This is a genomic window from Paenibacillus sp. RS8, from assembly GCF_041956825.1.
In the GTDB taxonomy this organism is placed as follows: domain Bacteria; phylum Bacillota; class Bacilli; order Paenibacillales; family Paenibacillaceae; genus Paenibacillus_AQ.
Genome location: NZ_CP168131.1, coordinates 1579470 through 1592488 on the forward strand (window position 1 = coordinate 1579470; position 13019 = coordinate 1592488).

A 13019-nucleotide genomic window follows, 5' to 3' on the forward strand; every position below is an offset into this window, starting at 1 on the left:
GACATCTTCGAAAGGCAGCGATAAATGCTTTTCTAACATGGGGTTTATAGAAAAGGGAACCATGACTTCATGGTTCTCTTTTCTTTTTGCCCGGAATGAGATATATTCAGTAGTGAGTTCAAGAGTAGGAGGTTGGCATTCTTGAAAAGAATGGCTATAGTTCTTGCCGCAGGTCAAGGCAAGCGAATGAAATCTAAATTATATAAGGTGCTGCACCCCGTTTGCGGTAAGCCAATGGTAGGGCACGTGCTTGATACAGTAAAAGCTACCGGATGCCAGCGCACCGTTGTTGTTGTTGGGCATGGCGCAGAGAAAGTTAAGGCCTTTGTAGGGCAAGGTGCGGAATACGTGCTGCAGGAAACTCAGCTCGGTACTGGTCACGCTGTCAAACAGGCTAAGGATTTGCTCGGTAGTGAAGAGGGAACAACGATTGTTGCCTATGGCGACACTCCGCTTATTACATCGGAGACGCTGATAGGATTAATGGCTCTGCATGAGGAACGTCAGGCAGCAGCGACTGTATTAACTGCAGTAATGGATGATCCATCCGGGTTAGGACGGATTATTCGTAGTGAAGATGGCGGTTTATTGAAGATTGTAGAACAGAAAGATTGTAATGCCGAACAGGCTGCTATTCATGAAATTAATACAGGAATTTATTGCTTTGATAACATTAAGTTATTTTCAGCGTTAGAGAAGGTTACTAACAGCAATAATCAACAAGAATATTATTTAACAGATGTTATCAGTATTCTGCGTGAGCAAGGTGATCTTGTTCTAGCTTTTCAGACTGAGGATGCTAACGAGTCTATTGGTGTTAATGACCGTCTAGCTTTGTCAGATGCGGAAGCAATTATGCGTCAACGTATCAACCGCAAACATATGCTGGGTGGCGTAACCATAATCGATCCTGCCTCCACTTATATCGGAGCAGATGTGGTCATTGGTTCTGATACAACGATCTATCCAGGAACCATCTTGAAGGGGAAAACTGTAATCGGTGAGAACTGTGTGATCGGACCGGCAAGCGAAATCGAGGATTGTCAGATCATGGACGACGCAACGATTAAGCAGTCTGTATTGAATCAAGCACAAGTCGGCGCACGGACTACCGTTGGGCCTTTTGCCTATTTGCGTCCAGGTTCTATACTTGGAGAAGAAGTGAAAGTTGGAGATTTCGTCGAGATCAAAAATGCTACGATTGGTGACGGCTCTAAGGTGTCACATCTTAGCTATATTGGCGATGCATCTGTGGGTAAGAATGTAAACGTCGGTTGCGGTGCGATTACTGTTAACTATGACGGGTATAATAAATCTACGACAACAATTGAAGACGATGCCTTTATCGGCAGTAACGTTAACCTTATTGCACCAGTTACTGTGGGCAAAGGGGCTTTTGTTGTAGCTGGTTCGACAATTACGCGTTCCGTTTCAGAGAACGATCTTGCTGTTGCTAGAGTAAGACAAGAGAACAAACCGGGATATGCTGAGAAGATACGTTCCCGTGCAAAAGCGAAGAAAGACCACTCGAGTCCATCGTAAAGCGTTGCTAAGAAGCGCCGGACGGACTTATATTTCCGCGCCGGCGCCTTTGGAAAGCTAAATTCCGTCACGGAGGGTTTAAATTTTATGACTTATTGTGATTCCAAATTAAAGATTTTCACTTGTAACTCCAATCCTAAGCTAGCTAGTCAAATTGCTGATTACATCGGAATTCCGATGGGTGAATCGCATACTACAAGCTTTAGCGATGGGGAAATTCAGGTCAAGCTGTCAGAAAGCGTTCGGGGTTGTCATGTGTATATTGTTCAATCCACCTGCGGCCCAGTTAATGACAACCTAATGGAGCTTTTAGTTATGGTAGATGCACTCAAACGCGCCTCCGCAAAAAGCATCAATGTGGTTATCCCTTACTATGGTTACGCTCGCCAAGATCGTAAAGCTCGTTCCCGTGACCCTATTACGGCCAAGCTGGTAGCAAATTTGATTGAAAAAGCCGGCGCTCACCGTGTAATTACGATGGACCTCCATGCTATGCAGATTCAGGGATTCTTTGATATTCCAGTGGATCACTTGCTGGGAGTACCAATTCTGGCTCAATATTTCCGTTCCAAACAAATTGAGAACCCAGTTGTCGTATCACCAGATCACGGCGGTGTAGTACGTGCAAGAAAGCTTGCTGATTTCCTGAACGCTCCGCTTGCAATTATAGACAAGCGTCGTCCAGAGCCGAATGTCAGCGAAGTCATGAACATTATCGGTAATATTGAAGGCAAAACAGCCATTTTGATTGATGATATTATCGATACTGCCGGAACCATCGTACTTGGTGCTAATGCTTTGATGGAAGGCGGCGTGAAGGAAGTATACGCTTGCTGTACACACCCAGTATTGTCTGGTCCTGCTCATGAACGTCTGGAGAATTCTCCGATTAAAGAAATTATCGTGACGGATACCATTCCAATTCGCAGCGCGAACCCAACCTCTAAGCTCAAAGTGTTGTCCGTGGCTCCACTTATGGGTGAGGCAATTATCCGCGTCCATGAAGAGTTGTCGATTAGTAAATTGTTTGAGATTGAATAAATATAAATCAATGATATAGTACAAAAGGGTTACACCTCCGTAGTCGGAGATGTAACCCTTATCGGCGTGATGCAGGTGGAAGCGCTGGTTTCAATATCCGGCGCGGGAGACAAAGGTGAATATGCTGCGGTTATAGAGAGTCCCTTGCAGCTCCACAAATCCTTCGTCCACTGCTGTCAATACACCGATGTCAATGTGCACGTCGCCTCTGTATATTTCCACAGGCACAGCATATTGGATATGGTACTGGAAATCACGTTGATGTGTTAAGATTCCACCTGGTTGTAACATTGGTTATCACCTGTCTTCGGAGTATAATTTCGCTCTGGTTGCACAGAGATATGTAGATAAGATCTATTGTACCAAAAACGGACTTCTCTTGCTGGGAGCCCGAATGGAAAGGAAAGGTTCGATAATGAAATGGATTGTCGGATTGGGAAATCCGGGAACACAATATGCGAAAACAAGGCATAATGTTGGCTTTATGGCATTGGATGAGCTTGCGGCCCAAAACGGAATTTCTTTCAACCAAAGCAAATGTAAATCCGTAATCGGTGAAGGCGTGATTGGTGGAGTCAAAACGGTATTGATTAAACCGATGACCTTTATGAATTTATCCGGTGAGGCCGTTCGTGCTTATATGGATTATTACAAAGTTAAACTTGAAGATATGATCGTTGTTTACGATGATCTGGATACCGAAATTGGAAAAATCCGATTGCGCTATCAAGGAAGTGCTGGTGGACATAACGGAATTAAATCGATCATTCAGCATGTAGGTACACAAAGCTTTAATCGGGTACGAATGGGTATTTCTCGTCCTGAACCGGGTTTTGCCATAGTGGATTATGTTCTCTCGTCTTTTCCTAAAAAAGAAGGCGATCCACTGAAGCAAATGATCCTTAATACTTGTGATGCACTGGAGTTCAGCTTGCATAATTCATTCGAACAGACGATGGCTAAATTCAATGGTTGATCTGTATAAGTTTTCGGGGCTCCCCGCAAAGTACCTGAATCAGCATCGAAGCAAAGTCCCCACTTTGTGGGGTTATTTTAAGGCTAAAGATGATGTTCGCCGGACATACTGAAGGTATATAGTACCTTCAGGAGGCATATAGATGGCAATAAACTATGTTTGTAGGCACTGCAAGACATCTCTAGGCAGCATTAATAGAAGTGATGTTACAGAAGTGCAGTTGGGCCTTCATTCCTTGACCCCTGCGGAGCGCAGAGATATAATAGCGTATAATTCAGAAGGTGAGATCACGGTAAAGGTGACTTGCGACTATTGCAAGGAGGCTTTAGAGCACAATCCGGAGCTTAGCCTGCTGACAAGTCCGCTTCAGTAGGTGGAAGCGCCTGTCTCTATCGTCATCCGCAAGCCTTGGCGTTACAGCTGAGGCTTCTTTTCGATTCCAATCATAATAGGTGACGGCGGCTTTGGCTTCCGTTAGCCTGTTTAGTAAGAGAGGTGCGCCTGTTGTTACAAGGTATTATAGAAGCTTTTTCCAAGGATCCCGATTTCCAGTCTATCACCCAAGGTGTCGCTGCAGGTATGAAAGAGCAGCTCATATCGGGGCTTACAGGTTCTGCTAGACAGATTATGCTTGCAGCACTGCATGAAGAGACGGCTCGTCCTTTGCTTGTGGTGACTCATAATATGTTTTCGGCTCAGAAAATGGCCGATGATTTACAGGAAGCGCTTTCGCCGGAACGAGTTCTGCTCTATCCAGCTAATGAACTTGTGGCTGCGGAAGCAGCTGTATCAAGCCCCGAGACTCTGGCTCAGCGTATTGATGTACTGACCAAATGTGCTCAGGGCTTCCGTGGTATTGTTGTAGTTCCTTACTCAGGAGTGCGCAGACTGCTTCCTGCTCCAGAGGTTATGGCAGAAGCGCAGGTTACGGTTTCCCAGGATGGAACGCTCGCTCTGGATGAATTCTTGATGTCCATGATCGAGATGGGTTATGAAAGAGTAGAGCGGGTTGAGAACCGTGGTGAGCTAAGCGTACGTGGCGGAATTATTGATTTTTATCCAATGACTTCTCCCTTGGCTTATCGGGTTGAGTTATTTGATGATGAGGTTGATTCCATAAGAAATTTTGATCCAGTGGACCAGCGTTCTATTGATAAGGTACGTAGTGTGAAGATTACACCGGCTAAAGAGATCATAGCGAGTAGGTTTCGCCAAGAAGCTGCTTCCGCTGAAGCATCAGTTAGGCTGGAGCGACAGCTCGAGAAGATGGCGGATCGGCAGGCTAAGCTGCGACTTAAGGAAGAAATAGGCCGTGAGCTGGAGATGTTGCGTGAAGGGACTTATTTCCCTGAAATCTATAAATATATCAGTCTTTTATATCCTGAACGTTCTCATTTATTTGATTACATGGTGGAGGATACGATCCTTATTCTCGATGAGCCGACAAGACTGCTTGAAACAGCGAAACAACTCGAACGAGATGAGTCGGAATGGAACCTGCATTTGATGCAAAATGGCAAAACATTGCCGGATCTGGATCTCTCTGTCGAAACAGATGTTGTGATGTACAAACGTCCGTTTCAAAGCCTGTTTATGTCGATCTTTTTGCGTCAGGTCCCGCATATTCAACCACAAAACATTCTTGGGTTTATTAGCCGTGGGATGCAGGATTTCCATGGTCAGATGAACGTGCTTAAATCAGAAATGGAGCGTTGGCAGAAGTCCGGTGTAAAGGTAATGATGCTTGCGAGCAGTGAAGAACGGATTGAACGTGTGCGCAGAGTCCTCTATGACTACGGTATTGATGAGCCAACGATCGTACAAGGAAATCTGGGTTCTGGCTTTGAACTGCCTTCTATTCATTTAGCCGTTATCACGGAAGGAGAGCTGTTCTCTCAGAAGCAGCGGAAGGCACGTAAGATCTCCAAGGGAATAGATAATGCTGAACGGATTAAGAGTTATACTGAGCTGAAAATCGGCGATTATGTCGTTCACCAGAACCACGGTATCGGTAAGTATATGGGGATCGGTACGCTGGAGGTCAGCGGGATTCATCGCGACTACATGCATATTTTATATGCGGGCGGCGATAAGCTCTCCGTGCCGATTGAGCAAATTGACCTGATTCAGAAATATGTCGGTTCAGAAGATAAAGAGCCGAAAGTATATAAACTAGGCGGTAATGAATGGACACGGGTGACTAATAAGGTCCGCTCTTCCGTTCAGGATATTGCTGATGATCTAATAAAATTGTATGCTGAACGCCAAAGTGCTGCAGGATATGGTTTTGAGAAGGATACGCAGGAGCAGCGTGAATTTGAAGAGATGTTCCCATATGAGGAGACTCGGGATCAGCTTAGAGCGATTGAAGAGATTAAGAAGGATATGGAGCAGAATCGTCCGATGGACCGGCTCCTTTGTGGAGACGTTGGCTATGGGAAGACGGAGGTAGCTATCCGAGCAGCTTTTAAATCAGCGATTGAAGGTAAACAGGTAGCTGTGCTGGTACCGACAACGATTTTGGCTCAGCAGCATTATGAGACCTTCCGGGAACGCTTCGCTAATTATCCGTTGAATATTCAAGTTCTTAGTCGTTTCCGCAGCCGTAAGGAGCAGAATGAGACGATTAAAGGCGTTCGGGCGGGAACGGTTGATGTGGTTATCGGTACCCACCGTTTATTGTCTCAGGATCTTGTATTCAAGGACCTCGGTTTATTGATTGTGGATGAAGAACAGCGGTTTGGTGTGACTCATAAAGAGAAGCTGAAAAAGTTAAAGACGAATGTAGATGTTCTTACCCTAACAGCAACTCCAATTCCTCGTACACTGCATATGTCGATGCTGGGAGTGCGTGATTTGTCTGTCATTGAGACGCCACCAGAGAACCGTTTCCCCGTGCAGACCTATGTGGTTGAGCATAGTCAGACACTTACGCGGGAAGCTGTAGAGCGCGAATTAGCTCGTGGCGGTCAAGTTTACTATCTCTATAATCGAGTGCAGGGCATTCAAGAAATGGCCGCTCAAATTTCCATGCTAGTTCCTGAGGCTAGGGTAGGCATCGGACATGGTCAAATGTCGGAAGCTGAGCTCGAGAAGACGATCCTTGATTTTCTTGATGGAGAATACGATGTGCTGGTCAGCACAAGTATTATTGAGACGGGTGTAGATATTCCTAACGTAAATACACTTATTGTGCATGATGCGGATAAGATGGGCTTGTCTCAGCTGTATCAGTTGCGTGGACGTGTAGGCCGGTCCAACCGGATTGCGTACGCCTATTTCACGTATCAACGGGACAAGGTTCTGACGGAAGTGGCAGAGAAGCGGCTGCAGTCTATTAAGGAATTTACGGAACTCGGTTCTGGTTTCAAAATAGCGATGCGAGATTTATCTATTCGCGGTGCCGGCAACTTACTTGGCGCAGAACAGCATGGTTTTATTGCGTCCGTAGGATTTGATCTATACTCACAAATGCTGGCGGAGGAAATTCGCAAGCGTAAGGTTACTGTACTTGGTGAGGAGGATACGTCCCTTAAAGAAGGCAATACTGTCATTGATTTGTCGATTGACGCGTATCTGCCATCCGAGTATATTTACGACAGTATCCAGAAAATTGAAATCTACAAAAAAGTTGCGGCAGTGACATCCTTCGATGATGCTTCTGAGCTTGAGGATGAGCTCTTGGATCGGTTCGGAGAACTGCCTGAAGCAGTTGTTAATCTACTAACTGTGGCTCGTCTGAAAGTGTATGGAAAAATGTACGGCATTGATTCCATGATCAGACGTGGTGATGATGTTACCCTGAATTTCTACGAGGGGAGTCTTGGCGCTCTGGATACAGCAAAACTCGCTAAAGTTGGAAATAGCTTCGAAAGACGTGTACAATTCGATAGAGATGCTAAAGCCAGTATCCGAGTTAAATCGAAAGATTTAAGTGATAAACAGCTGCTTGACTTGCTTGAACAGTTTCTTAAGGAAGCTAAACAGTCTTTTAAATCGAAGGGAGAACTACACAATGTCGTTAAATAAAAAAAAATCATGGAAAGTGCTGCTCGTTTCATTGGTAGCAGCGGTTTCCTTTTCTATGCTCGCAGCATGCGGTAGCAGTGCTGATGATAGCAAGGCAGTAGCGACTTATAAAGGTGGAACGATTACAGAGAAGGAATTTGCGATGGATCAAAAAATCATGAAATTCCTCTCCCCACAGCAAGCGCAATATTTAGAGATTGATGCTTTTAAGGAGTCTATTTTGAAACAGGAAGTGGGCTTCGAATACTTGGCTTCTCAAGCAACGGATGAAGCGAAGAAGCAGGCGAAGAAAGAGGCAGATAGCCAAATCGCAGATTTGAAGAAAGCTCTGGGCGACAACTATAAGAAAACGCTAAAAGACGCTGACGTTACTGAGGGCGACATCCATAGTTATATGGAGCGTGTGCTGACGGTTTATCAGGATATGCTGCTTAAAGTGACCGACGATCAGGTTGTTAAAGAATTTGAAGCTACAAAAGGTGACTTTACGGTAGCGACTTTGCGTCATGTGCTGATCGGTCTGACCGATGCTGACAACAAAGAGCGCACCAGCGAAGAAGCACTGAAAATCGCGAAGGAAGTTAAGGCAAAGCTGGACGGCGGAGCTGATTTTGCAGCAATCGCTAAGGAATACACTGACGATACAGCCTCTAAGGAAACAGGCGGAGAATATAAAGATAAAGCTGTAGGAACGTATGTAGACGAGTTTAAGAAGGCTGCTCAAACCTTGCCTTTGAATACCATTAGTGATCCTGTGGAGACTTCTTATGGTTACCACATCATCAAGGTGGAGTCCCGTACCGACAAAACCTTTGATCAGTTAACGGATGAACAAAAAGAAGGCATTAAGAGCTCCATTGTATCCAAGAACCTAGAAGCGTTCATGGAGAAAGATCTGGAAGGCATTATTGAGAGCATCAATCTGCCGAAGAGCTCTGCTGCCGCAGATGAATCCGGAACAAAAAATAGCGGAACAGAAGCCACTACTGCGCCAAGCGCATCCCCAAGTGCTACAAAAGCTGCTGAATAAACATCGGTAAAAATGGACAAGCTTACCTTAGAAAAGCCATCCTCACTTAATGTGAAGATGGCTTTTTATTTCGAAGAAACATCTTCAGAACGGCCTTTATCTTGATGCAGATATTAATACATGTCAGCTTATGTATAAGGATCTGGGAAGAGATGAATACTATGGTCAGATATTACGATAAATCACTGGGATTATCCTTTCCCATAATGGACAGTAGTAAGACCATACTTCTTAAGAAAGCGGGGCACATGTGAAATGAAAGCTACTGGAATTGTTCGGCGTATTGATGATCTCGGACGAGTGGTTATTCCCAAAGAAATTAGACGTACTCTACGGATTAGAGAAGGCGACCCACTGGAAATTTTCGTCGATCGGGACGGTGAAGTCATACTCAAGAAATATTCCCCGATTGGCGAGCTTGGTGACTTTGCAAAAGAGTACGCGGAGTCCTTGTTCGAAGGTACTGGGCATATTACGATGATTGCTGATCGTGATACCTTTATTGCACTGGCTGGTGGCTCCAAGAAAGACTATTTGGAAAAACAAGTAGGAATTCTTTTGGAGAAGGTCATGGATAGTCGTAAGACTGTACTGGAAACCAACGAAGGCAGTTATGAAATCGCTAAAGATCATCCGGATTTGGTGTCCTCATATGTAGCCTCACCGATCATTTCCGGTGGAGATCCTATAGGTTGTGTAGTGATGGTAAGTAAGGATGATTCAGTGAAAATGTCGTCAATGGAAGTGAAAATGGCCGAAACCGCCGCCGCATTCCTTGGCAAGCAAATGGAGCAATAACCGTAATGTAGACCCCGCTTTCCTTTTGGTAAGATATACAAAGGGCAAACGGGGTTTTGTCGTTCTTACAAAACCGTTTCTACTTGTGGGTATACATACGTTATAATATAGAAATTCATCCCATTAAAGTTGTAGAAGCAGGTACTTTATGAAATCTAACACACAAACATCACGGTTGCTGCAAGGGGCATTTATTCTAAGTGCAGCGGCGATTATTTCAAAGCTTATAGGTACACTCCAAAAAATCCCGCTGCAAAATCTAGGCGGAGATGCGGTATTTGGTATATACAACACGGTTTATCCTTTATACACGATGCTGTTGACGGTAGCGATGCTGGGTCTGCCAGCGGCCATATCCAAATTTGTCGCTGAAGCCTCTGCAGGAAGGCAGGATGACGAGGGTCAGCGGATTCTGCGGTTATCTGCGGTTATAACAGCCATAAGCGGTTTGGTTATCGGAGCAATCACCTATGCAGGTGCACCGATTATAGCTGGGTGGGTCGGCAACTCGCATGTGATGCCCGCTTTGCGGGCAAGTGCGTGGGGGCTTGCGGTTGTTCCAATCATGTCAGCTCTTCGGGGTTACTTTCAGGGTCTTCATAATATGGTTCCGACGGCTGTGTCACAAATTGTAGAGCAGTCCGTACGTGTTACTGTAATGATTGTACTGCTCTTATACCTGACCTCACTGGGTGCAGGCGCTGAGAGCATTGCTGCTGGCGCATTACTCGGATCAGCCGGGGGAGGGGCAGCGGGGCTTGTGATCATGCTGCTATTTTTGCGACGTCATCGGCGGGTGTTAAGACAAGGGGCCCCTTTAGATGCTTCCGCTTCTGTCGAAAGTCAGGATTTAAAGCTGCCCAATGCAGATAATGAGGGGCGTTCAAATCAACGGATTATGGGCGTTAAAGCAGGGGCCTTGCTGGCTTATGGAATTCCCGTGATGCTTGGCGCGCTCGCAATGCCTCTTATCGGTCTTGTAGATGTATTCACTGTACCTCGCTTGCTATCCTCTGTAGGAAGCGAAGTAGAGGCAATGACACAGTTTGGTGTATACAATCGTGGTTTGCCACTAGTGCAGATTGTAACGATGATTGCCACTTCTTTGTCTGTCGTGTTCATACCAGCCTTAGCAGAGGCGAAGTACAAGGGAGACATGAAGCTGATCGAGAACCGTTGCAGCTTGTCGCTGCGTTGGTTCTGGCTGCTAGGGCTGGCAGCGTCAGCGGGCCTTGCAGTGCTTGCTGAGCCGATTAATATGGCTCTTTACGGCGACACCGCCGGTAGCAGCACTATGACTTGGCTGGCCTTAACCGCTGTTGGCGGTACGGTCAGCATCATCTCGGCTGCACTCCTGCAGGGCCTCGGCTACGTGCGCGCCCCGGCCCTGCACCTTTTGGCCGCCGCGCTGCTCAAGGGGGCCCTGAACCTGCTGCTGGTTCCGCAGCAGGGCATTACCGGCGCGGCCATCGCTGGCGTGGCCGCGCATTCGTTCGGAGCAGCGCTCAACGTGCTGCTGCTCTACCGCCAGGGCCATCTGCGGCTTCGCCTAGCAGATGCCCTGGCACGGCCCGCGCTGCTCACAGCGGGCCTGGCTCTTGCCGCCGCAGCCGCCAGCTGGGGCGTGGGCGCTGCGGCTACGGCCGCTGGCATTGGCGGCGGACGCACCGCCAGCTTGGCGCAGAGCCTGCTCGGAGTGCTCGCAGGCTGCGCTGTCTTTGCCGTAGGGGCAATAGCCCTGCGGCTCCTTAGCGAGAGCGAGCTGCGCCAGCTTCCGGGCTTCGGCCCATCCCTGGCGGACAAGCTGAAGAAGCTGCGCTTATTCCCTTAATCAACGTTTACATCACAATATAAAAATGCGGTCTGCTGAGACAGCCGCTGATGAGGAGGAACAGACATGAGTGCAACATTAACGGTCGTTGGTCTTGGTTCAGGTAACCCTGATCGACTGACGTTAGGGATTATAAAGAAATTGAAGGCAGCATCTGTTGTTTACGTACGGACAAAAGAGCATCCAGTCATGGCTGCACTCTCCGAGCTTGAAATTGCTTCACAGTCTTTCGATGGATTGTATGAATCCTTATCTTCGTTTCCTGAGGTTTATGCAGCGATTACTTCAAAGCTGATTGAAGAGGCTCTGTCCGCACCTGAGGGTACAGATATTGTCTATGCGGTTCCGGGTCATCCTATGGTGGCGGAATCAGCGGTTTCACAGCTGCGTGAGCGGTGTCCTGAGGAAGGCATTGAACTGCAAATTTTAGGCGGAGAGAGCTTCCTCGACGAAGCGTTTGTTCGACTGGGGTTTGACCCCATCGAAGGATTTCAACTATTAGATGCTTCTGGTATTCGCAGCGCTCAGCTTCAGCCTGAACTGCATACCCTGATTGGCCAGGTATACGATAGCTTTACAGCCTCGGAGACAAAGTTATGTCTGATGGAGCTGTATCCGCCTGAATATGAAGTGGTTGTGGGTCATGCACTCGGTGTGGAGAACGAAGAAAGTATTGTAAGAGTCCCTCTATACGAGCTGGATCGTCTTAACGGTTATGGAAATTTGTCGTTGGTCTATGTACCTGCGAATCGTGACGAGAATCTAAGAAATCGTACCTTTGCTCGTTTGCATGAGATTGTCGATATTCTTCGAAGCCCGGAGGGTTGTCCATGGGATCGGGAGCAGACACATGAATCCCTGCGCAAAAATTTAATCGAAGAAACCTATGAAGTCCTTGAAACCATTGATGAGGATGACCCCGATCATATGAAAGAGGAGCTGGGCGACCTTTTGCTGCAAATAATGCTTCACTCTCAAATAGAGGAGGAGCTGGGCACGTTTAACGTGTATGACGTCATTGAAGGGCTGAATGATAAGCTTATCTTCCGTCACCCTCACGTCTTTGGAGATACCAATGCGAATGATGCCGAAGAAGCGTTGAAGAACTGGGAGGGCATGAAGGCAGAAGAGAAGCGGCGGAAAGGTGTGAAGCCAGAGGAATTATCCGTTCTTAGTGGTGTTCCGCGTGACCTGCCTGCCCTTATGAAGGCATACAAGCTTCAGAAAAAAGCATCCAAGGTGGGCTTTGACTGGGACAACGCTACGGATTGCATAGCCAAAATTCGTGAAGAGATCGATGAGCTGCAGGAGGCGATTGACACAGATGCGGCGACAGATGATCAAATTCTGGAACTTGGGGATTTGTTGTTTGCAGTTACGAATGTCGCTCGTTTTATCGGTGCAGATCCGGAAGAGGCATTAACCCGAACTAACCGCAAATTTGTGCGCCGGTTTCAATATATTGAGCAAAGCTTGCAGCGCAAGGGAAAGAGTGTAAAGGATAGTAGTTTGGAAGAGATGGAAGAATTGTGGCAAGAAGCTAAGGCGGAGGAGCGAAAAGTCTAGCCTTTCACAGCCTCCTTACGGTATATGGACTCTAAAATGGGGCAATGCTGTGGATGTAGCTTTTATTTTCTGATTTAGAATGTGGCCAGTAGTTTAATAGTGCTATAGAATAGATTCTGCGACGATTTGTGAGAAATAACTGCTTCTTTTTTAAAAAAACGACGAATCGTGGCAGGATTTTAAGGTGACATCAAGAATAACATAAA

Annotated in this window: 10 protein-coding genes; 9 read left to right on the top strand and 1 reads right to left on the bottom strand. The window is 46.6% G+C overall.

Going from position 1 to position 13019, the window contains the following annotated elements:
* Positions 1 to 150 precede the first annotated feature (150 nt).
* Together glmU and ACDZ28_RS08335 are read left to right on the top strand one after the other, a co-directional pair.
* Complete coding sequence (glmU, locus tag ACDZ28_RS08330) at positions 151 to 1542, top strand: bifunctional UDP-N-acetylglucosamine diphosphorylase/glucosamine-1-phosphate N-acetyltransferase GlmU (protein ID WP_375105320.1); 1392 nt, start codon at positions 151 to 153, stop codon at positions 1540 to 1542.
* Between the two features lie 87 nt (positions 1543 to 1629).
* Positions 1630 to 2583: a ribose-phosphate diphosphokinase gene (locus ACDZ28_RS08335; RefSeq protein WP_036678796.1), complete on the top strand. Its 954-nt coding sequence runs from the start codon at positions 1630 to 1632 to the stop codon at positions 2581 to 2583.
* Between the two features lie 90 nt (positions 2584 to 2673).
* On the opposite strand, the gene ACDZ28_RS08340 is transcribed toward ACDZ28_RS08335, so the two are convergent.
* Positions 2674 to 2874 (bottom strand): hypothetical protein, encoded by a 201-nt coding sequence (locus tag ACDZ28_RS08340; RefSeq protein ID WP_076121190.1) that lies wholly within the window; start codon positions 2872 to 2874, stop codon positions 2674 to 2676.
* 124 nt (positions 2875 to 2998) lie between these two features.
* On the opposite strand from ACDZ28_RS08340, the gene pth reads away from it, so the two are divergent.
* The 7 genes from pth to mazG all read left to right on the top strand — a co-directional run bounded on the left by pth (position 2999) and on the right by mazG (position 12813).
* Positions 2999 to 3559, top strand: coding sequence for an aminoacyl-tRNA hydrolase (pth, locus tag ACDZ28_RS08345; protein WP_060621480.1), 561 nt, complete (start codon positions 2999 to 3001; stop codon positions 3557 to 3559).
* A gap of 142 nt (positions 3560 to 3701) precedes the next feature.
* Complete coding sequence (locus ACDZ28_RS08350; protein ID WP_076121189.1) at positions 3702 to 3932, top strand: anti-sigma-F factor Fin family protein; 231 nt, start codon at positions 3702 to 3704, stop codon at positions 3930 to 3932.
* A 131-nt stretch (positions 3933 to 4063) separates the two neighbouring features.
* A complete protein-coding gene (mfd, locus tag ACDZ28_RS08355; RefSeq protein WP_375104432.1) occupies positions 4064 to 7588 on the top strand; it encodes a transcription-repair coupling factor in 3525 nt (1174 codons plus the stop codon).
* Positions 7575 to 8618 carry a peptidylprolyl isomerase gene (locus tag ACDZ28_RS08360; RefSeq protein ID WP_375104433.1) on the top strand — a complete coding sequence of 348 codons (1044 nt, stop codon included), beginning with the start codon at positions 7575 to 7577 and terminating at the stop codon, positions 8616 to 8618. The genes mfd and ACDZ28_RS08360 overlap by 14 nt, the downstream gene beginning before the upstream one ends.
* 255 nt (positions 8619 to 8873) lie before the next feature.
* Positions 8874 to 9416 (top strand): stage V sporulation protein T, encoded by a 543-nt coding sequence (gene spoVT, locus ACDZ28_RS08365; RefSeq protein ID WP_076286877.1) that lies wholly within the window; start codon positions 8874 to 8876, stop codon positions 9414 to 9416.
* Positions 9417 to 9564: 148 nt separating this feature from the next.
* Positions 9565 to 11247 carry an oligosaccharide flippase family protein gene (locus ACDZ28_RS08370; RefSeq protein ID WP_375104434.1) on the top strand — a complete coding sequence of 561 codons (1683 nt, stop codon included), beginning with the start codon at positions 9565 to 9567 and terminating at the stop codon, positions 11245 to 11247.
* Positions 11248 to 11313: 66 nt separating this feature from the next.
* Entirely contained in the window at positions 11314 to 12813 is a 1500-nt protein-coding gene (mazG, locus tag ACDZ28_RS08375) for a nucleoside triphosphate pyrophosphohydrolase (RefSeq protein WP_375104435.1), read from the top strand.
* The last annotated feature ends 206 nt before the right edge of the window (positions 12814 to 13019 follow it).